Origin of the sequence: Vibrio sp. 10N.222.48.A3 (assembly GCF_041475345.1) — a bacterium.
Lineage (GTDB): Bacteria > Pseudomonadota > Gammaproteobacteria > Enterobacterales > Vibrionaceae > Vibrio > Vibrio tasmaniensis_A.
In genome coordinates this window covers 1-1,149 of the sequence record NZ_JBFRVX010000628.1, presented here as the reverse complement: position 1 = coordinate 1,149, position 1,149 = coordinate 1, and the positions used below count along the sequence as shown (strand labels likewise).

The following is a 1,149-nucleotide window of genomic DNA, read 5'->3' as shown; positions in this document are numbered from 1 at the left end:
TTATTACACCTTTACCAACTATGTAACGCCGCCAACGATTTTCTCTTTTGATGTTGAATCTGGAAGCTCTGAAATCTACCAACGCTCTGAGTCTCCGTTTGAGTCGGACAAGTTCGAATCTAAACAGATTTTCTATACCTCAAAAGATGGCACTCAGGTTCCGATGCTTATCTCTTATAAGAAGGGATTAGTGTTAGATGGTAATACTCCAACCATGTTGTACGCCTATGGTGGCTTTAACGTTAGCCTAACCCCTTCCTTCTCGGGAACGGTGGGCAGTTGGCTGGAACTGGGTGGTGTGTATGCAGTGCCGAACTTACGTGGTGGTGGCGAATACGGTAAGGCGTGGCACAAAGCGGGTACACAACAACAAAAACAGAATGTATTTGATGACTTCATTGCTGCTGCCGAGTTCTTAATTGAAGAAAACTATACCTGCAATGATAAGTTAGCGATCCGCGGCGGTTCTAACGGAGGCTTGTTGGTTGGCGCTTGCATGACACAAAGGCCTGAGCTGTTCCAAGTGGCTTTGCCTGCGGTTGGGGTGTTGGACATGTTGCGTTACCACACCTTCACGTCTGGCGAAGGCTGGGCGTACGACTACGGCACGTCAGCGCAGAATAGAGAGATGTTTGAATACCTGCTGGGTTACTCCCCGGTTCATAACGTTGTACGAGGCGTCGATTACCCAGCAACATTGGTTACTACAGCTGATCACGATGATCGTGTGGTACCGGCTCACTCTTATAAATTCATCTCAGAGCTGCAAGATAAGCATGAAGGCGGAGCGCCCGTGATGATCCGTATTGACGTCAATGCAGGGCATGGGGCAGGTATGCCGCTGAGTAAAGCTATCGACCTCACTGCTGATATCTACGCATTTACCCTGTTCAATATGGGAATTGAGTCCCTAGATTCACTTTAGCGAATACTTGATTTTAGATAACTGGGTATTTAACTCAGACCAAAAAGCCTCAAAATCTGCCTTAGATTTTGAGGCTTTTCATATATATGAAAACCAATCAAATTCACACCTCGTTTTCTTTGCTTTTCGACACCCTTTTCCGTGATAGCCGCCACCATTACTGATGAAATGAAAGCGATTTCAAGCTGATATTTTACGCATTTTTCACTATAACCTGTTGATCT

2 protein-coding genes are annotated in these 1,149 nt (G+C 45.7%); one reads left to right on the top strand and one right to left on the bottom strand.

The annotated features are described in order from the left end of the window. The coding region (locus AB4653_RS17430; RefSeq protein WP_372104838.1) for a prolyl oligopeptidase family serine peptidase at positions 1 to 925 on the top strand (925 nt) is incomplete at its 5' end. Between the two features lie 29 nt (positions 926 to 954). Here the strand turns inward: AB4653_RS17430 and AB4653_RS17425 are convergent. Then, on the bottom strand, positions 955 to 1,149 hold a 195-nt coding region (locus tag AB4653_RS17425; RefSeq protein WP_372104836.1), incomplete at its 5' end, for a hypothetical protein.